This is a genomic window from Pseudomonas sp. LBUM1672 (assembly GCF_059695655.1).
Genome location: NZ_CP166781.1, coordinates 2,262,205 through 2,280,774, shown reverse-complemented (window position 1 = coordinate 2,280,774; position 18,570 = coordinate 2,262,205). Strand labels below are relative to the sequence as shown.

At 59.6% G+C, this 18,570-nt stretch carries 14 protein-coding genes; 6 read left to right on the top strand and 8 right to left on the bottom strand.

The features are described from left to right. Window positions 1-1,326 (bottom strand): MFS transporter, encoded by a 1,326-nt coding sequence (locus ACA053_RS10400; RefSeq protein WP_497395321.1) that lies wholly within the window; start codon window positions 1,324-1,326, stop codon window positions 1-3. Between the two features lie 268 nt (window positions 1,327-1,594). Here ACA053_RS10400 and ACA053_RS10395 point away from each other — a divergent pair, with 268 nt between their 5' ends. Further along, a complete protein-coding gene (locus tag ACA053_RS10395) occupies window positions 1,595-2,467 on the top strand; it encodes a LysR family transcriptional regulator (RefSeq protein ID WP_109629296.1) in 873 nt (290 codons plus the stop codon). A gap of 120 nt (window positions 2,468-2,587) precedes the next feature. On the opposite strand, the gene ACA053_RS10390 is transcribed toward ACA053_RS10395, so the two are convergent. Then, window positions 2,588-3,451, bottom strand: a complete 864-nt coding sequence (locus ACA053_RS10390; protein WP_497317014.1) for a LysR substrate-binding domain-containing protein — start codon at window positions 3,449-3,451, stop codon at window positions 2,588-2,590. A 115-nt stretch (window positions 3,452-3,566) separates the two neighbouring features. Here ACA053_RS10390 and ACA053_RS10385 point away from each other — a divergent pair, with 115 nt between their 5' ends. The 3 genes from ACA053_RS10385 (at window position 3,567) to ACA053_RS10375 (ending at window position 6,437) form a co-directional block, all read left to right on the top strand. Continuing rightward, the gene (locus ACA053_RS10385) at window positions 3,567-4,676 is read left to right on the top strand and encodes a 2-aminoethylphosphonate--pyruvate transaminase (RefSeq protein ID WP_497395319.1); all 1,110 of its coding nucleotides are present in this window, start codon (window positions 3,567-3,569) and stop codon (window positions 4,674-4,676) included. 126 nt (window positions 4,677-4,802) lie between these two features. Beyond that, the gene (phnX, locus tag ACA053_RS10380) at window positions 4,803-5,630 is read left to right on the top strand and encodes a phosphonoacetaldehyde hydrolase (protein WP_497395317.1); all 828 of its coding nucleotides are present in this window, start codon (window positions 4,803-4,805) and stop codon (window positions 5,628-5,630) included. Between the two features lie 258 nt (window positions 5,631-5,888). Continuing rightward, window positions 5,889-6,437: a cytochrome b gene (locus tag ACA053_RS10375; RefSeq protein WP_109629289.1), complete on the top strand. Its 549-nt coding sequence runs from the start codon at window positions 5,889-5,891 to the stop codon at window positions 6,435-6,437. A 164-nt stretch (window positions 6,438-6,601) separates the two neighbouring features. Here the strand turns inward: ACA053_RS10375 and ACA053_RS10370 are convergent, their stop codons facing one another. Further along, window positions 6,602-7,528 carry a 1-aminocyclopropane-1-carboxylate deaminase/D-cysteine desulfhydrase gene (locus ACA053_RS10370; RefSeq protein WP_497395315.1) on the bottom strand — a complete coding sequence of 309 codons (927 nt, stop codon included), beginning with the start codon at window positions 7,526-7,528 and terminating at the stop codon, window positions 6,602-6,604. 143 nt (window positions 7,529-7,671) lie between these two features. Further along, window positions 7,672-9,711, bottom strand: coding sequence for an oxidoreductase (locus ACA053_RS10365; protein ID WP_497317008.1), 2,040 nt, complete (start codon window positions 9,709-9,711; stop codon window positions 7,672-7,674). 209 nt (window positions 9,712-9,920) lie between these two features. Between ACA053_RS10365 and ACA053_RS10360 the strand changes: the two genes are divergently transcribed. Further along, a complete protein-coding gene (locus ACA053_RS10360; protein WP_497317006.1) occupies window positions 9,921-11,051 on the top strand; it encodes a carbon-nitrogen hydrolase family protein in 1,131 nt (376 codons plus the stop codon). Window positions 11,052-11,054: 3 nt separating this feature from the next. Further along, a complete protein-coding gene (locus tag ACA053_RS10355) occupies window positions 11,055-12,095 on the top strand; it encodes an AraC family transcriptional regulator (protein ID WP_497317004.1) in 1,041 nt (346 codons plus the stop codon). 347 nt (window positions 12,096-12,442) lie between these two features. Here the strand turns inward: ACA053_RS10355 and ACA053_RS10350 are convergent, their stop codons facing one another. From ACA053_RS10350 to lon, 4 genes are all read right to left on the bottom strand, one after another. After that, window positions 12,443-13,297, bottom strand: a complete 855-nt coding sequence (locus ACA053_RS10350) for a DUF2242 domain-containing protein (protein WP_497395313.1) — start codon at window positions 13,295-13,297, stop codon at window positions 12,443-12,445. Between the two features lie 228 nt (window positions 13,298-13,525). Then, window positions 13,526-15,397 carry a SurA N-terminal domain-containing protein gene (locus ACA053_RS10345; protein ID WP_497317001.1) on the bottom strand — a complete coding sequence of 624 codons (1,872 nt, stop codon included), beginning with the start codon at window positions 15,395-15,397 and terminating at the stop codon, window positions 13,526-13,528. Window positions 15,398-15,630: 233 nt separating this feature from the next. Beyond that, complete coding sequence (locus ACA053_RS10340) at window positions 15,631-15,903, bottom strand: HU family DNA-binding protein (RefSeq protein WP_002552737.1); 273 nt, start codon at window positions 15,901-15,903, stop codon at window positions 15,631-15,633. A 147-nt stretch (window positions 15,904-16,050) separates the two neighbouring features. After that, a complete protein-coding gene (lon, locus tag ACA053_RS10335; RefSeq protein WP_497395311.1) occupies window positions 16,051-18,447 on the bottom strand; it encodes an endopeptidase La in 2,397 nt (798 codons plus the stop codon). Window positions 18,448-18,570: the final 123 nt, after the last annotated feature.

The following is an 18,570-nucleotide window of genomic DNA, read 5'->3' as shown; positions in this document are numbered from 1 at the left end:
TCAGGTACGCAGGGGTTTTACGGTCATTGCCTGGTTAGGCACGAAAGCGCTTTTGATCAGCAGGCCAGCCGGACGGCTGTTCCAATGGGGGATCAGCACCAGGGCGGAGAACAACGCGCAGCCGGCGAAGACGATGAACACGGTGACCGAGTCGAAGTAGCCCGGCAGCAATCCGCCGAGAATCGCCCCGACGGAGCCGCAACCGTTGACGAAACCGGCCGCTGTGGCACCCGCCTTGGCGGTGCCGAAATCGATCGCGGCCGCGCCGCTGATCATCGAGTCCGGTCCGTACAGGGTCAGGCCCATGACGAACAGCAGCGCCACCACCAGCATCACGCTGCCGGTATGCAGGGCGCCCATGAACAAGGTCAAGGTCACGGTCAGCGCCAACAGGCTGAGCACACACGCCGGCATGCGTCGGGCGCCGAACAGTTTGTCTGAGGCCAGCCCGAGCAGGATCGGCCCCAGCAGCCCGGCCAGTTCGAACGCAGTGGGAATGATCGCCGCGCCGACCTTGCCCACCGAGGGCATCTGCTCGAAGACGATCACCGGCCCCCAGAGCAGAATCGCGTAGCGCGCCGGTTTCAGCAGAAAGTACGCGAGGCCCAGAACCAGCACGGTGCGGTTGCGCAGAATTTCTTTTAACGGTTCCAGCATGCTGATCTTGCTTTGCGCTTCAGCCTCTTGCGCCGTCAGTTGCGGCTCCGGTTCCACCGCCGGCAAACCAACGTCTTCGGGTTTGTTGCGCTGAAAAATAAAAAACAGCACGGCGACCAGCCCAACCACCGCCGCACTGGAAAAGAACGCCGCATGCCAGGTGCCGATCAGCGTATACGCCCACCAGCCTGCAAACGGCGAAGCCACCAGACCGCCAAAGGCGTAGCAGGAACTCCACAACCCCAGCACCCGCCCGCGCTGTTCAGAGGGAAAGAAGCTACCGAGGTTCTTGCACAGCCCGGACCAGCCGGTGGACTGGGCAAACCCTTGAATCAGCATGCAGGTAGCGAAGATTGGCAACGTCGCGAAACTGCCCATCACCAAGGCTGCCGCTGCTGAAATCAACAACCCGCCAAACACTACGACCCTTGGGCCGAAGCGGTCGGCCAGAATGCCCCAAGTGAATTGCCCGATGGCGTAGGCGGTCAGGTAGATGGCGTCGAGGTTGGCCATGGCCATTTTGTCGAGCATGAAGCTGGGGTCTTCGGCGATCCCCAGTTTTGCCACGGAAAAAGCTTTGCGGGTGAAGTAGAAAGCGGCGTAAGCGAGCCAGGTGATCGCGAAGATCTGCACGCGCCAACGCTTGATAGTGCCGATGTGCTTGTTCATTGTGGTTCTGACCTCAGGGTGTGAGTGTGCCGGCAGAAATTGAGAAATAACGCCTGTTTTTTTATTGTTGAGCACTTCGATACCGCGGCTTCCCTTTGGCGATACCGGTCAGATGAGGCCTGCAATTGCACGCACAGGCTCATGGCCGCCGATGCTGTTCGACTGACCAGTCACCGGGGCTGAGGTCGATAAAAACAATTACTGATTAATAAGTGAAATCGATTTATCGTATTTCCAATATAAGCTCAGCTTGTTACTGGAGGTTCCGATGTCGGTTTCCCACGCCCAGCTCAAAGCCTTCCACGCCGTGGCCGTCCACGGAAGCTTTACCAAAGCCGCCGAGCGGCTTTTTCTCACGCAACCGGCGATCTCCGACCAAGTGCGCAAGCTCGAAGAGCGCTTCGGTGTGCTGCTGTTCCACCGCAACAAACGCTCGGTGCGCCTCACTGATCTGGGCGAGCGCTTGTTGACCATTACCCAACGGCTGTTCGTCATCGAGGCCGAGGCGCAGGAGCTCTTGCACGACTCCAGGGCCTTGCAAACCGGCACCCTGATTCTCGCGGTGGATGCGCCAGTGCACGTGTTGCCGCAGATTGCTCGATTTTGCGAGCGCTACCCCGGCATCAGCGTGAAGATCGAAACCGGCAACACCGATGAATCGCTGTTTCGGCTGTTCAACTATCAGGCCGACCTGGCGTTGCTGGGTCGGGAGGTGAGTGACGAACGTCTGATCTCGTTGCCGCTGCGTAACGACCCGATGGTGGCGTTCGTTTCGCGCAATCATCCGTGGGCAGATCGCGAATCGATTTGCCTGGCGGATTTGCACGACACACCACTGGTACTGCGGGAAATCGGTTCGGTGACGCGCCAGACACTGGAAGAGGAAATGGCCCAGGCCGGGTTTTCCATCCGCCCGGCGATCCAGGTGGAAGGTCGGGAAGCCGCGCGTGAGGCGGTGGTCGTGGGGATTGGGGTTGGCGTGGTGTCGGCCGCCGAGTTTGGCGCGGATTCGCGGGTGTGTGCGTTGCCGATCACCGATTGCACACGGCGCCTGACAGAGACGCTGGTGTGCTTGCGCGAGCAGAGTTCGCGGCGGGTGGTGGCGACGTTTCTGGAGATGGTGCGCGAGAGTCTGGTGTAGGCAGGTCTGGCCGCTTCGCGGGCAAGCCACGCTCCCACAGGTTATGCGTCGTATACAAGATCTGCGGCCAGCATAAAACCCTGTGGGAGCGTGGCTTGCCCGCGAAGGCCGCGCCTCGGTCTATCGGGTAGGCGCCAACTCAAAAAACGCCCGAATCAAACGCAAATCCCGCCGCCGTTCCATGCACCCGATCATGTGCCGGTTAACCAGACCCTCGCCAAGAATCGGCACCGCCGCCACCCGCGGGTCGTGACTGACCTCCACCGACGACACCACGCCAACCCCCAACTCGGCCGCAACGGCCTCGGTCACCGCCTCGCGGCTGTCCAGCTCTAACAGCACCCGAGGATTGACCGACGCCATCGCGCAAGCCTCATCGAATGTCCGTCGGGTAATCGAGCTCGGCTCGCGCAACACCATGATCACCTGATCCAGCTCCTTGAGCTTCACGCCCTTGGACGCCTTGGCCCAGGGATGACTGTCAGGCACCAGCGCGCAAATCCGTGATTCGCTCAACGCTTGCAGATGCAGGCCTTTGCGCGGCTCGACTTCAGTCAACACCGCCACGTCGGCGTGCTCGGACAACAACGCCGACAAGGTTTCCTGAGCATTGCCCAAGCGCAGGTTCACGGTGATCCCCGGGTACCGCGCGCGCAGGCTGGCCAGCATCGGCATCACCATGTGCGGCCCGTCCGCCGCCACCTCAAGGCGCCCGGTCAGCAACTGCCGATTCGCCTCCAGCAGCACTTGCGCTTCTTCGGCCAGGCCGAACATCGCCCGAGTGATCGCCGCCAGTTTGGTGCCCTCTTCCGTCAGCTCCACGCGTCGCGCAGTGCGGCGCAACAAGGTGATCTGGTAATGCTCTTCCAGAGCCTTGATGTGTCCGGTGACCGCCGGTTGGCTGATGAACAGCCGCTCGGCCGCGCGGGTGAAGCTGCCTTCGCGGGCCACGGCGTCGAACGCTCGAAGCTGGAACAGGTTCATGGATAACTCTCACTGATGGCTAGCATAACAACAAACAATTTGATTGATAGCACCCGAAATTGCAATTTATGTCCCGTAGCTTCATCCCACAGAGAGCTTTTGCGAGGACACAAGAATGAGCACTGCCGAGCCAATCCTGCTCACCCCCGGCCCACTGACCACATCGGCCCGCACCCGTCAGGCGATGATGGTCGACTGGGGTTCATGGGATGATCGCTTCAATCAACTGACCGCCAGCCTGTGCGAACAATTGCTGGCAATCATCAACGGCGGCAACAGCCACCACTGCGTGCCCCTGCAAGGCAGCGGCACCTTTGCCGTCGAGGCGGCAATCGGCACCCTGGTGCCCCGCGACGGCAAAGTGCTGGTGCTGATCAACGGCGCCTACGGCAAACGCCTGGCAAAAATCTGCGAAGTACTTGGTCGCCCGTTCAGCACCTTCGAAACCGCCGAAGACGAACCGACCACCGCCGCCGACGTCGACCGTCTGCTGCACGCCGACGCCAGCATCACCCACGTCGCGCTGATTCACTGCGAAACCAGCACCGGCATCCTCAACCCGCTGCCGGAAATCGCCCACGTCATCGCGCAACACGGCAAACGCCTGATCATCGATGCCATGAGCTCCTTCGGCGCCTTGCCGGTCGACGCACAACAGGTGCCCTTCGATGCGCTGATCGCCGCCTCGGGCAAATGCCTGGAAGGCGTGCCGGGCATGGGTTTTGTCTTCGCTCGCAAAGACGCGCTGGCCAACGCAGCCGGCAACTCTCACTCCCTAGCGATGGATTTGTACGACCAGCACACCTACATGGCCAAGACCGGCCAATGGCGCTTCACACCGCCGACCCACGTGGTCGCCGCGCTGCACGAAGCCCTGCTGCAATACAACGAAGAAGGCGGTTTGCCGGCGCGGCATCAGCGCTACGCCAACAATTGCCAGGTGCTGCTCGATGACATGGCCAAACTCGGCTTGCGCAGCTTCCTGCCCGCTGAGATCCAGGCGCCGATCATCGTCACGTTCCACGCGCCGAAAGACCCGCGCTACCAGTTCAAGGAATTCTACGAACGCGTCAAGGCCAAGGGTTTCATCCTCTACCCCGGCAAATTGACCCAGGTCGAAACCTTCCGCGTCGGCTGCATCGGACACGTCAACCAGGCCGAGATGCACGCGGCCGTGGCGGCGGTCGCCGAAGTGCTGCGCGAGATGGAAGTCCTCGACATCTGAATGAGCACACACCGCTGATCCTGTAGGAGCGAGGCTTGCCCGCGAATGCAGACGACGCGGTCCTTCAGGCACACCGAATTATCGTTCTTCGCGGGCAAGCCTCGCTCCTACAAAGGAATTTAAGACATGAATTACGCAAACCCAACCAAACTCCAGGCCGCCATCCTCGACTGGGCCGGCACCGTGGTCGACTTCGGCTCTTTCGCGCCGACGCAGATTTTTGTCGAAGCCTTCGCCGAATTCGACGTCCAGGTTTCCATCGAAGAAGCCCGCGGGCCGATGGGCATGGGCAAGTGGGACCACATCCGCACCCTGTGCGATCAGCCGGAAGTCGCCGAGCGCTATCGTGCCGTGTTCGGCCGCACGCCGACCGACGATGACGTCACCGCCATCTACAAACGTTTCATGCCGCTGCAGATCGAGAAAATCGCAGAGCACTCGGCGCTGATTCCGGGTGCACTCGACACCATCGCCAACCTGCGTCAGCAAGGGATCAAGATCGGTTCCTGCTCCGGCTACCCGAAACAGGTCATGGACAAGGTGGTCGAACTGGCCGCCACCAACGGTTACGTGGCCGACCACGTGGTCGCCACCGATGAAGTGCCGAACGGCCGCCCATGGCCGGCTCAGGCACTGGCCAACGTGATTGCGCTGGGCATCGACGACGTCGCGGCTTGCGTGAAGATCGATGACACCGTGCCGGGCATTCTCGAAGGTCGTCGCGCCGGCATGTGGACCGTGGCGCTGATCTGCTCCGGCAACGCGCTGGGTCTGGACTACGAAGGCTTCCGCGCCCTCGGCAGTGAGCAACTCGACAGTGAACGCAAACGCATCCACGGGATGTTCGAAGGCTCGCGGCCGCACTACATGATCGACACCATCACCGACTTGCCGGAAGTGATCGCTGACATCAACAAGCGCCTGGCCAAGGGTGAGATGCCGCAAAGCAGCTGATCCACCCAAAAGCACCGCGTTCCCTGTAGGAGCGAGGCTTGCCCGCGAAGACGTCCTACCAGCCGAGATCCCTGCTGAATGTTCAGACATCTTCGCGGGCAAGCCTCGCTCCTACAAGGGATAGCGGTGCTTTTTTCTGCCTGTAGCCTGAACCAGCACGTTGAACCTTTACCAGGATCAGGCAGACCCGTCGAATCAGGCTTACAGTTAAGGAACACCGTCGACCAAGAACGGTGGCCGACCTGTGAGGAACACCGTATGCCGTGGAAGAACTCCGACTCACGCTACAGCACCGTGTCGATCACGCTGCATTGGTTGATGCTGGTTCTGCTGGCGCTGGTTTACGCCTGTATCGAGCTTCGCGGGTTCTTCCCCAAAGGCAGCGGTGGCCGGACGCTGATCACCGAATCGCACTTCATGCTCGGTTTGACGGTGTTCGTATTGGTTTGGCTGCGGCTGTTCGCCCGCAGCCTGGGCCCCGCGCCGCAAATCTTCCCGGCCTCGCCCCGGTGGCAGACGGTGCTCGCCAGGTTGATGCACTGGGCGTTGTACATATTCATGATCGCGATGCCGATCCTCGGTTGGCTGGTGACCAGTGCCAAGGGGCATCAGGTGATGTTTTACGGCTTTGATTTGCCGTTGCTGATCTCGGAGGACAAAGTACTGGCCAAGCAAATCGAGGGCTGGCATGAGCTCGGTGGCACCATCGGTTACTGGCTGATCGGCCTGCACGCGGCGGCGGGGATTTATCACCATTATGTGGTGCGCGATAACACGCTGCTGCGGATGATGCCCAAGCGCGGGTGAGCGGTAACCAACCTTGTGGCGAGGGAGCTTGCTCCCGCTGGGTTGCGAAGCAGCCCCAATACCTGCGCCCGCATCCCGTCTGGCACAGCGCGTTCAACAGTTTTGCGCCTGCTTCGCAGTCGAGCGGGAGCAAGCTCCCTCGCCACAAAAGCATTCGGTGTCTTTTACAGTGTTGAACTGAACCCCCGACGGCCCTGCAAACCGCCAGTGTGGATGAAGATCAGGCGCGTGCCCTTTTCAAATTTTCCAGCCTCGACGTGCTGCTTGAGCATCAGCAATGCCTTGCCGGTGTACAGCGGTTCAAACGAAATACCCGTGACCTGCTCGGTCTGGTCGATGAAGTCGAGTAACAGCGGATCGACTTTGGCAAAGCCGCCACGGCTGGCATCGAACAACTCGTAATCCGGCTCCTGCAAACCGGCCTCTCGGACAATTGATTCAACCTGCTGTGCCACACCATGATCGTCGGGCACGGCGAGCGCGCCATACACCGGATGTTCGCCCGCCTCGGCCAGCGCCAGGCCGGCCAGGGTCGTGCCAGTTCCGCAGGCCAGCCACCAACCGTCGTAATCGCTCCAGCCCAAATTGCCCAGTTGCTCAAGGACCATCGCCTTCAACTGCATGCAGCCACGCGCCCCACGCAGACCACCGCCACCTTCAGGCACCGGGTGCAGATCGGGGTATTGCGCCTGCCATGGCTGCCAGAAACCCGCTTCGTGCCGTGCTCGATAACCGCCATAACCCAACCAGTGCAGCTGCATGCCGAACGCTTGCAAGTCCTTTATCGTCGGCGTTTCCTGCGGATGACCGCGCAGCAGGCCGACCGTTTTGAAACCGAAGCGTTTGCCGGCGGCGGCCAGTGCATGCAAATGATTGGAATGCGCACCGCCGAGGCTGATGATGCCTTGGGCGCCAGTTTGGTCAGTGGCTTTGAGGTGTTCGATGAGTTTGAACCACTTGTTGCCGCTGATCAGTGGGTCGATCTGGTCGAGGCGCAGGATGGCGACTTCGATTCCGGCTGCGGTGAGCCAGTCGAGGTGAAGGGGTTGGAGCGGGGCTTGGGGGAGCCAGTCGTTGGGAGGGAGAAGCATCGATGCCGGCTCTGCGGTAAATAACCGGCATCTTAGCAGCCTTGAGGATGCCTTCGCGGGCAAGCCTCGCTCCTACAGAAAAACACGATTCCCGTAGGAGCGAGGCTTGCCCACGAAAGCCATTGGCACGCTAAACCTGCAGATTACAACTCGGCAGCCAACCGCGAACCCTGGTTGATCGCGCGCTTGGCATCCAGCTCCGCTGCCACGTCCGCACCACCAATCAAATGCACGTTCTGCCCCGCTGCGACCAAACCCTCCTGCAATTCACGCAGCGGATCCTGCCCGGCGCAGATCACAATGTTGTCCACCGGCAGCACCTGCGGCTCACCGGTTTCGCCGATACGGATGTGCAGGCCTTCGTCGTCGATCTTCAGGTACTCGACACTGTTGAGCATCTGCACCTGCTTGTTCTTCAGACCGGTCCGGTGAATCCAGCCCGTGGTTTTGCCCAGACCGTCGCCGACCTTGGATTTCTTGCGTTGCAGCAGGAACACTTCCCGCGCCGGTGCATGGGGTTCAGCCTTGATGCCGGCGACACCGCCGCGCGCTTCCAGATGCGTGTCGATGCCCCACTCTTTCCAGAACGCCTCGCGGTCCTGACTGGTGGCCACGCCTTGGTGAACGAGGAATTCCGATACGTCGAAACCGATACCGCCTGCGCCAATCACCGCGACGCGCTTGCCCACCGGTTTACGCTCCAGGATCACGTCGAGGTAGCTCAGCACCTTGGCGTTCTCAACGCCGGGAATCGCCGGGGTTCTTGGGGCAATGCCGGTGGCCAGGATGATTTCGTCATAACCGCCCTCCACCAGTTTCGCCACATCGACACGGGTGTTCAGGCACACCTCGACATTGGTGGTCTGCAACTTGCGGTTGAAATAGCGCAGGGTTTCGAAAAACTCTTCCTTGCCCGGTACACGCTTGGCAATGTTGAACTGGCCGCCAATCTCACTGGCCGAATCGAACAGCGTCACCGAGTGCCCACGCTCCGCCGCCACTGTGGCAGCGGACAGGCCCGCAGGACCGGCTCCGACCACGGCGATTTTCTTGATCTGCTGCACCGGCAGGTAGTTGAGTTCGGTTTCATGACAAGCGCGCGGGTTCACCAGGCAGCTGGTCAACTTGCCGCCGAAGGTGTGGTCCAGGCACGCCTGGTTGCAACCGATGCAGGTGTTGATTTCATCGCCACGGCCTGCGGCCGCCTTGTTGACGAAGTCCGGGTCGGCGAGGAACGGCCGCGCCATGGACACCATGTCGGCGTCGCCTTCGGCCAGAATCTGCTCGGCCACTTCCGGGGTGTTGATGCGGTTGGTGGTGATCAGCGGAATGTTCACCGAACCGCGCAGCTTGGCCGTGACCTTGCTGAACGCTGCACGCGGCACCTTGGTGGCGATGGTCGGAATCCGCGCTTCGTGCCAGCCGATGCCGGTATTGATGATGGTCGCACCGGCCTGCTCGATGGCTTTGGCCAGGGTCACGATCTCTTCCCAGCTGCTGCCGCCTTCCACCAGATCGAGCATCGACAGGCGGAAGATAATGATGAAGTTCGGGCCGACCGCTTCACGTACACGGCGGACGATTTCCACCGGCAGGCGCATACGGTTTTCGTAGCTGCCGCCCCAACGGTCAGTGCGGTGGTTGGTGTGGGCCGCGAGGAACTGGTTAATGAAATAACCTTCCGAACCCATGATCTCGACGCCGTCGTACTCGGCTTTTTGCGCCAGGGTCGAACAGGTGACGAAGTCGCTGATCTGTTTCTCGATGCCTTCCTCGTCCAGCTCTTTAGGCTTGAACGGGTTGATCGGCGCCTGAATGGCACTCGGCGCGACCTGTTTCGGGCTGTAGGCATAACGGCCGGCGTGGAGGATCTGCATGCATATCTTGCCGTCCGCCTCGTGCACCGCACGGGTCACGATCTGGTGCTTGAGCGCTTCTTCTTCGGTGGTCAGTTTGGCCGCGCCGGAATACACCCCGCCCTCATCGTTCGGGCCAATGCCGCCGGTGACCATCAAGCCCACACCGCCGCGAGCACGCTCGGCGAAGTACGCCGCCATGCGTTCGAAACCGCCGGGCTTCTCTTCCAGACCGGTGTGCATCGAACCCATCAGGGTGCGGTTGCGCAGCGTGGTGAAACCCAGGTCCAGCGGGGCCAACAGGTGCGGGTAATGAGCGGCGGCCATTTGTAACTCCACATCGAGCGATCACGGAAAATATGCAGGAGCTCTTCGGCCCCCGTCAGTCATGTAGGACAGACTAAGAGTCGCGCCCTTGTCACTCAATGACCGAAACTGACAACTTATTGATCCAAATGTGCAGCGCCCCTTGGCAAGCGCCGGCATGCGCCCTACCCTAGTCGCGAACCCTGCACACGGCTGTCGACTGTTTCCCCATGCGCAAACTTCTGTACCTGACTTTCTCCATGGCATTGATTGCCGCCCTGACGACCTACGCCATGTGGGCCGCGGACCGTCCGGTGGGTCATTACCTGTCGGACCTGCGCATCCACCTCGCGGTTGATCAAGGCACCCCTGCCGATCGCGGCAATCTGCTGGGCATTCAGCCCGAGCTATTCCCCACCGACTATCAAAGCCCCGAACGCCTGCACCGTAAGCTCGCCGCCTATTTGCAGCAGGCTCAGGACCAAGGCCTGCTCAATGAAAAGACCATCGTCGTGCTGCCCGAACACATCGGCACCTGGCTGATGGTCAGTGGCGAGAAAGATGAGCTGTACCAGGCGACCACCCTCAAGGAAGCGATGAACTGGCTGGCGGTGAGCAATCCCGTGCAGTTCGTCCGTGCGCTGATCAGCGCCAAGGGCGAAAGCCGTCTCGACGACGCTCACTTGCGGATGAAGGCCAAAGGCATGGCCAAGGACTATCAGGCACTGTTCGGCGGGCTGGCGAAGGCGTTCAACGTGACCCTGGTGGCCGGCACGATTGTGTTGCCCGAGCCGAGCATCATCGACGGCACGCTGAAGGTCGGCCACGGTGCGTTGTATAACAGCAGCGTGGTGTTCGGCCGCGACGGGCTGCCGCTGGGCCAGCCGCAACGCCAGATGCATCCGGTCTTCGCTGAAAAAGACGTTATCGAAGCCAATGGCGAGCACACGCTCAACGTCGTCGACACCCCGGCAGGACGCCTGGGCGTACTCATCGGCAGCGACAGCTGGTACCCGGACAACTACCGCAAACTCGACGCCCAGGGCGCCCATCTGGTGGCTGTCCCCGCCTATGTCGTCGGCCGCGACACCTGGGACAAACCGTGGCGGGGTTACAAGGGGTTGTCGACGCCAGGCTCCGTCAGCCTCAAGGCCGGTGAACTTAGTGAAGGCCAGGCCTGGCATCGCCTGACACTGACCGGCCAATCGCCCAGCAGCCAGGCCATTGCCGGCATGAGCGTGTTCCTGCGCGGTCAGTTCTGGGACAAGGGCAGCGCGGGTCAAAGTTTTCTCAGTAACAACGGGCAGCAGTTCGCCGACGGCAATGCCCGTGGCGCGCGTTTGCTGAACCTCTGGTTGTAAACCATGAAACCGCTGCCGATGCGCCTTGGGGATCTGTCGGTGGGCTTTGTTCATAGCCTGGCCGACGCCGTGCGCAGCCACGGTGTGGACCCGCAACCGTTGCTTGAGCAATACGGCCTCGATGCCGCGCGTTTGGCCGAGGCAGGCGCCCGGCTGTCGATCCCGCGCTACATGCGCCTGGGCCACGGTGCCATTCAGTTGACCGACGACCCGGCGCTGGGTTTGCGCATGGGCCAGCTCAGTCGTCTGAGTCAGGCCGGTCTGGCCGGGGTCACCGCCGCCCAGGCACCGACGGTTCGAGAAGCGGCGCGGTGCCTGATTCGCTTCGAAGCCTTGTATGGCTCCAACTATCGTGGCCAATCGAGCTTTCATGAAGACGCTCAGGGCGCGTGGCTGCGGTTCTATTCCATCAGCCCCTACAACGCCTACAACCGCTTCGTGGTGGATTCGATCATCGCTGGCTGGCTGCACCAATTGTCCAGCGTGAGCCCTGCCCCGCTACGCGCCGAGCGTATCGAGATCGAGTTTGCCGAACCGGATTATCGTGAGGCGTATACCGCGCTGGGCGATTGCCCGATTCAGTTCGGCGCCGAACAGAATCAACTGCGCCTGAGCCTGGCCAGCCTCGCCCAGCGCAATCCGGAGCACTGCCCGAGTACCTGGCGACACTTGCTGCAGCTCTGCGAAAGGGAACTGGAGCAACTGACACGCACCCGCAGCCTGCGTGAACGGATCACTCAGTTGCTGGGGCCGTTGCTCAATGGTGGCCGGGAACCCGACCTGGAAGAAGTGGCGGCACGCCTGAAGCTGCCTACCTGGACTTTGCGTCGCAAACTCGCCGAAGAAGGCACGCAATTTCGCGCGATTCTCAACGACACCCGCCGCGACCTGGCCATGACTTACATCCGCGACACGGAACTGGCATTCGGTGAAATCGCCTACTTGCTGGGCTTTGCCTCAGCCGAAGCGTTTCAACGGGCCTTCAAACGCTGGAACGGCCAGACCCCCGGCGAGTTTCGCCGCAGTCATCGCCAATCCGCGTGATGTTTACAGCTCTGTAGCGTCTTCCGCTGGCTCCAATGGGTCCAGTTCAAACGCCTGATACTCGAGCAGCTCTTCTTGATAATCGTCCATTGTGAAATCCCCCTACCGCTCGTTTAAAAAATGCCTGAATAAATGACCAACGCCTTGAGCATAAAGTGCCCACGTGAAAGAAAAATGACGCGGGCGCACCGCTCAGCGGCTACTTATAAAACGTAGCAGGCGGTCAGGAATTTATCACAGGATTTTTTCGATAGGGGTTGTAGGACTACAGCCCGGGTTGACGCGGATCAATCAAAAAGCCATTTCGGGAACGGTGTCATCTGACACGGTCCCGAAATGTAGATCGATTACTGACTAGCGCCAGGCATGGCCGAAATAGGCTCGCTCGGTGGCGGCAGGCTGGATTGCGGCGGTGGCGTAACGGTTTCCGAGGACGGCGCCGGTTCCGGGTTTTCAACCGGGGTGATCGGCGCTGTTTCAGGCGGCGGTGCGACGGGTTCCGAGGCAGCAGGTGCTGGAGCAGGAGCAGGAGCTGGAGCTGGTTCAGCCGCAGGCGCTGGCGCGGGTTCCGCCGCAGGAGCCGGCGTTGGAGCCAAAGGCGCCGGAGCAGCCTTGGCCTCAGGCATGCCCAGGTCGGTCTTGGGTTTCTCGGGGATGTGCGCAGCCTTCTTTGCTTCCGGCGGCAGGAACAACTCGACCAGCGCAAAGAATCGCTCGTAGAACTTGGCCGACGAGACGGTTTCGCTGGCGACCTTGACCATCGAATCGTCGGATGAGCCGATCGGCATCGATACCGAACCCAACACGCCTACACCTACACTGGCGGAGTTATTGGTTTTCTTCAGCGCATAGCGGTCCTGCAGGGCGTTGGCGAACATGGTCGCATGATGCCCTTCGCTGCCGTCATCGGCACAGACCACACTGAAGCTGATCTCCATGTGGGTCTCGCCGGTCTGCTGGAAGCTTTTGTGCCCGCTGACCAGTTTCGGGTCGGCGCTGGTGATGATGTAGCCCTGGCTGAGCAACGCCCGACGGGCGGCTTCGCAGGTTTGCGCATCCGTCACCGGGTAATTGCGCGAAAACGTCCCGGAGTCATCGAAGTTCTCATGCTCATAGATGGGGGCTTTCTTTGACGAGCAGCCGGCAGCAGTGGCCAGCATCAGCGCCAGCCCGGCAACACGCATGGGAATTGATTTAAACATTGAACATCCTGAGGAAAACGATCCGGGGCGTATTGTGCAACAGATCGATGCTTAGCGGAGCATCGATTAGTGTCTTAAAACGTTTACAAATCTACTGACGGTCATTTACAGGAAAAAGTCGGGCGGTACATACGCAGCCGACGGATCGCCAATATGCTTTTGCTTCTTCCATAAAAAACCCCGGCCTTTCGGCCGGGGTCTTTGTGTAGCGGGCAACTCAATCAAGCATCAGAAACGCTTGATCTCGGCCTCGCTTTCCAGCTGCTTGCGGTAAGCCGCAAAGTCCTGCTGGCCAATGCGCGAGGCGAGGAAGCGACGGTACTGAGCCTTCTCTTCTTCGGTCGGCGCGGCGGCTTCGTTCACGCCGTTCAGGCGCACGATCACCAGGCTACCATCGGCCAGGGTCACGCTGCTGAAGGTCGGCTTGTCCTTGGCGACAGGTTTAGGCATGCGGAACAGTGCTTGCAGCACGGTTGGGTCAATCCCTTCCTGAGCGCGAGTCGCTGCTGCGGTGACTTTCCAGCTCTGGCCGTCAATCGCCTTGTCCAGTGGCGTCTTGCCGTCGCGCAGGCTGGCGATCAGCTCATCAGCCTTGGTCTTGGCGGCAGCACTGGCGTGCTCCTTGGCCAATTGCGCACGAATGCTGGCATTGACGCTTTCAAGCGGCAGTTGCGCAGGCTTCAGGTGCTCCTTGGCGCGCAGCACGATCACGGTTTCCGGGTCCAGTTCGATGGCGGTGCTGTTGGCACCTTCATCCAGCACTTCAGGGCTGAACGCAGCGGTGACCACGGCACGGTTGGCCGTAACACCTTCGCCACCCTCGCGGCCGAACGGCTTGGAGGTGTGAACGGTCAGCTTGAGGTCTTGCGCCGGCTGGGCCAGATCGGAAGATTCAAACGAGGAGTCTTCCAGTTGCTTGGTCGCCTCGACGAAACGCTGCTCGACCTGCTGGGTTTTCAGCTCGCGGGTCAGCTTGTCTTTCAGGCTGGCCAGCGTCGGCACTTCAGGTGCTTCAACGCCCAACAGTTTGATCAGGTGGAAACCGAAGTCAGTGCGAACCGGTGCCGACACCTGATCCTTGGCCAACGCATACAGCGCGGTTTCGAATGCTGGATCGTAAACGCCAGGGCCTGCGTAGCCCAGATCACCGCCGTTGTTCGCCGAACCTGGATCCTGGGAGAATTCCTTGGCCAGGGCCTCGAATTTCTCGCCTTTGGCCAGACGCGCCTGAACTTCTTCGATCTTGGCCTTGGCTTGCGCTTCGGTCACCTTGTCGTTCACTTCGATCAGAATGTGCGCAGCCCGGCGTTGCTCGGACAGGTTCGCGATTTCTTTCTGATACGCCGCTTGCAGGTCTTCGTCCTTGACGGCGACCTGATCAAAGAAGGAAGACTTCTTCAATTCCAGGTAATCGATGACCACCTGATCCGGCGTCATGAATTCCTTGGCGTGTTCGTCGTAGTAAGCCTTGACCTCATCGTCGGTCAGCTTCACCGCTGCTGGGTCAACCTTGACGTTCAGGGAAGCGAAATCGCGGGTCTGTTTTTCCAGACGGGCGAACGCCAGAACCTGTGAGTCGGTGACGAAACCGCTACCCGCCAAACCAGCACGCAGCTGACCGATCAGCATTTCCTGAGCCAGCATCTGGCGAAATTGCATGCGGCTGTAGCCGAGCTGACGGATCACCTGGTCGAAACGATCGGGACTGAACTTGCCATCCACCTGGAACTCAGGCGTTTGCAGGATCACTTGGTCCAAAGCCGCTTCGGAGAAAGCGAATTTCGATTCTTCTGCGCCTTGCAGCAGCAGTTTGCGATCGATCAGGCCTTTGAGGGCCGATTCGCGCAGCATTTTTTCGTCGAGCAAGGAAGCGTCGAAATCCTTGCCCAGCTGTTGCATCAGCTGACGGCGTTGCATATCGACCGCCTGGCTCAGCTCGTTCTGGCTGATTTCTTCGCCATTGACCTTGGCCGCATCCTGGCTGTTGGTCGTAGCTTGGAAAATGGCCTCGATACCGGTGAAAGCCATCAGTACAACGATGATCCCGATAATGGTCTTGGCAATCCAGCCTTGTGAATTGTCCCTGATATTCTGCAGCATGCGTCCCCCAGAAACGGTTGAACTTCAAAATTAGGCAACCGTGGAGCGTGGGTAGAATCCGGATAGAAGAAAGGCGCATCCGAGGATGCGCCTTCTCGTAACTGGCGGAGCGGACCAAGGGTTCGAACTTGCGACCCTCGGTGTCTCGGACCGGCAAATTGCCGACTGGACTACCGCTCCGCTGCCAGGTCAGGCATGACCCCGACCCGGATAGGCAAAAACCTGAAGCGAACTTAGTTGACAGCTTCTTTCAGTGCTTTACCGGCTTTGAAACCTGGTTTTTTGGCTGCAGCGATTTCCAGCGTCTTACCGGTCTGTGGGTTACGACCAATGCGAGCTGGACGATCGGTAACGGAGAAGGTACCGAAACCAACCAGAACAACAGAGTCGCCAGCCTTGAGAGCGCCAGTGACGGATTCGATTACAGCGTCCAGCGCACGGCCAGCAGCAGCTTTCGGGATATCAGCGGATGCAGCGATAGCATCAATCAGTTCCGACTTGTTCACTCTAAGTCCCCTTATATCTATTTGAGTATGATTCTAAGTTTTTTGGTGAAAGCAAAAACGTGTGCTGAATGGCCTACAGACACTTAAGAGCCGCTTTATAACAAGGGCTCTAAAAAGCTGTCAACAAGCCACTCAGGCAAATGCGTACTAATGCGTGCTAATTCTTTCCTTAGAGTCAGACTCGCGTTTTTCATCCTTTGCAACTATCTCTGGAACCACATCAGGCAGCGGCTCCGGCGCGTATTGCAGCGCAATTTGCAGGACCTCGTCAATCCATTTAACCGGTTTAATCTGCAGATCTTGCTTGATATTGTCAGGAATTTCCTTCAGATCGCGTACGTTCTCTTCAGGAATGATCACGGTCTTGATTCCACCACGGTGAGCCGCCAGCAGTTTTTCCTTCAGACCGCCGATTGCCAACACTTGGCCACGAAGGGTGATTTCACCTGTCATGGCGACATCCGCACGCACCGGGATCCCGGTCAATGCCGACACCAGGGCCGTGCACATACCTACACCGGCGCTAGGGCCGTCTTTCGGAGTCGCCCCTTCCGGCATGTGGATGTGCGTGTCGCGCTTCTCGTGGAAGTCCAGGGGGATCCCCAGGCTCTTCGCGCGGCTGCGGACAACGGTCAGCGCGGCGGTGATCGACTCGACCATCACATCGCCCAGTGAACCGGTCTTGATCAACTGGCCTTTACCCGGCACGACAGCTGCTTCGATGGTCAGCAATTCGCCACCCACCTGAGTCCATGCCAGCCCGGTCACTTGACCGATCTGATCCTGCGATTCGGCCAGACCGTAGCGGAATTTACGCACGCCCAGGAAGTGTTCCAGCATCTCGGCAGTGACCTTCACAGAGAAGCGTTTTTCCATTGCATGCTCTTTGACTGCCTTGCGGCAAACCTTGGCAATCTGGCGCTCCAGCCCACGTACACCGGCTTCGCGGGTGTAGTAGCGGATGATGTCGCGGATCGCTTCAGCGTCGAATTCCAGCTCGCCTTTCTTCAAGCCGTTGGCCGTAATCTGCTTTGGCGAAAGGTATTTGACGGCGATGTTGATCTTCTCGTCTTCGGTGTAACCCGGCAGACGAATCACTTCCATCCGGTCGAGCAGCGCCGGCGGAATGTTCATGGAGTTGGAGGTGCAAAGGAACATCACATCGGACAGGTCGTAGTCGACCTCCAGATAGTGATCGTTGAAGTTGTGGTTCTGCTCAGGATCGAGCACTTCCAGCAACGCCGACGCCGGATCGCCACGCATGTCGCTGCCCATTTTGTCGATCTCATCGAGCAGGAACAGCGGGTTGCGGACGCCCACTTTTGTCATTTTTTGAATCAATCTTCCTGGCATCGAACCGATGTAAGTCCGGCGATGACCACGAATTTCCGCTTCGTCACGCACACCACCAAGGGCCATACGGACGAATTTGCGGTTGGTGGCGTGAGCGATCGACTCCGCCAGAGAGGTTTTACCCACCCCCGGAGGACCGACCAGGCACAACACAGGACCGCGAATTTTCTTCACGCGCTTTTGCACGGCGAGGTATTCGAGGATCCGCTCTTTGACTTCTTCGAGACCATAGTGGTCTGCATCGAGAATGTCTTCTGCGCGAGCAAGGTCCAGGCGCACTTTGCTCTGGGCCTTCCACGGCACCTGAACAAGCCAGTCGATGTACGAACGCACCACGGTCGCTTCCGCGGACATTGGCGACATTTGTTTCAACTTGTTCAGTTCACCCTGGGCTTTGGCCAAGGCATCTTTCGGCAGGCCGGCGGCATCGATGCGCTTTTTCAGCTCTTCGATTTCGTTGTGGCCTTCGTCGCTGTCGCCGAGCTCTTTCTGAATGGCCTTCATCTGCTCATTCAGGTAGTACTCGCGCTGGCTGCGCTCCATTTGTTTCTTGACGCGACCGCGAATGCGTTTTTCGACTTGCAGCAGATCGATCTCGGCATCCAGCAACGCCAGGACGTGCTCGACCCGGGCCGACAAATCGATGATTTCGAGGATTTCCTGTTTCTGTTCGATCTTCAGGGCCATGTGCGCGGCCATGGTGTCGACCAGGCGACCTGGCTCGTCGATGCTATTGAGCGACGAGAGGACTTCAGCCGGGACTTTCTTGCCCAGCTGCACATATTGTTCGAACTGAGCCAGCAGGCTACGGACAAATACTTCCGACTCGCGCTCTGGCGCGTCGACTTCGTCGATCAGCGAGACTTCGGCACGGCAGTGGCCGTCCACTTCGCTGAAGCGCTCCACGGCGCCCCGCTGCTCGCCTTCGACCAAAACCTTGACCGTGCCGTCAGGCAGCTTGAGCAGCTGCAGAACGGTCGCAATTGTACCTACGCGATAAAGTGCTTCTTCACCGGGATCGTCGTCAGCAGGGTTTCTCTGAGCCAGCAGAAGGATCTGCTTGTCGCCCGTCATCGCGGCCTCGAGGGCTTCGATGGATTTCTCGCGCCCCACGAACAGCGGGATAACCATGTGCGGATAAACCACAACATCACGCAATGGCAGGAGAGGCAATTCGATGGTTGTCTTCATGATTTCGCCTCTACGGCGGCCATAAGGCCGTAAACAGATGGAAGTAAGCTTGAAACCAAGATGGGGGCTGCTTTGAAAAAAAACAAGCGCAATGAGGGTGTTAAAAACTCTTTAAAAGAAAAG

Coding starts and splice junctions, on each gene's coding strand:
- lon (WP_497395311.1), bottom strand. CDS start 18,447: ATGAAGACAACCATCGAATTGCCTCTCCTGCCATTGCGTGATGTTGTG.
- ACA053_RS10365 (WP_497317008.1), bottom strand. CDS start 9,711: ATGGCCGCCGCTCATTACCCGCACCTGTTGGCCCCGCTGGACCTGGGT.
- ACA053_RS10400 (WP_497395321.1), bottom strand. CDS start 1,326: ATGAACAAGCACATCGGCACTATCAAGCGTTGGCGCGTGCAGATCTTC.
- ACA053_RS10395 (WP_109629296.1), top strand. CDS start 1,595: ATGTCGGTTTCCCACGCCCAGCTCAAAGCCTTCCACGCCGTGGCCGTC.
- ACA053_RS10360 (WP_497317006.1), top strand. CDS start 9,921: ATGCGCAAACTTCTGTACCTGACTTTCTCCATGGCATTGATTGCCGCC.
- ACA053_RS10355 (WP_497317004.1), top strand. CDS start 11,055: ATGAAACCGCTGCCGATGCGCCTTGGGGATCTGTCGGTGGGCTTTGTT.
- ACA053_RS10375 (WP_109629289.1), top strand. CDS start 5,889: ATGCCGTGGAAGAACTCCGACTCACGCTACAGCACCGTGTCGATCACG.
- ACA053_RS10390 (WP_497317014.1), bottom strand. CDS start 3,451: ATGAACCTGTTCCAGCTTCGAGCGTTCGACGCCGTGGCCCGCGAAGGC.
- ACA053_RS10350 (WP_497395313.1), bottom strand. CDS start 13,297: ATGTTTAAATCAATTCCCATGCGTGTTGCCGGGCTGGCGCTGATGCTG.
- phnX (WP_497395317.1), top strand. CDS start 4,803: ATGAATTACGCAAACCCAACCAAACTCCAGGCCGCCATCCTCGACTGG.
- ACA053_RS10385 (WP_497395319.1), top strand. CDS start 3,567: ATGAGCACTGCCGAGCCAATCCTGCTCACCCCCGGCCCACTGACCACA.
- ACA053_RS10345 (WP_497317001.1), bottom strand. CDS start 15,397: ATGCTGCAGAATATCAGGGACAATTCACAAGGCTGGATTGCCAAGACC.
- ACA053_RS10370 (WP_497395315.1), bottom strand. CDS start 7,528: ATGCTTCTCCCTCCCAACGACTGGCTCCCCCAAGCCCCGCTCCAACCC.